Raw genomic sequence first — 243 nt, forward strand, 5'->3', positions numbered from 1 at the left:
GTGCAATACCACCAGGTATTAATAAAGCCCTGAAACTTGACTGACAACAAATTCGCGTACTTTTTCCTTCACCTACTGTTTTGCCAATAGCATTAATCATCTGCACACCATGGCTTACACCTATAGCAAAGACTAAAAACGGCACCAAAATAGACATAGGATCTAAGCCAAAGCCTAAACTCGACAGTAGCCCTAATTGCCAAATTACAGCAATGATCGAACACATTATAGGTAAAATAGTCA

General features: G+C 39.1%; 1 protein-coding gene. It reads right to left on the minus strand.

The window, feature by feature from the left end; all coding sequences use genetic code 11:
- Positions 1-243: hypothetical protein (locus AAEY83_RS17860; RefSeq protein WP_502945219.1), on the minus strand; the 243-nt coding region annotated here is incomplete at both ends.

It is taken from the genome of Psychrobacter sp. TB20-MNA-CIBAN-0197 (genome assembly GCF_040309765.1).
Classification (GTDB): domain Bacteria; phylum Pseudomonadota; class Gammaproteobacteria; order Pseudomonadales; family Moraxellaceae; genus Psychrobacter; species Psychrobacter submarinus.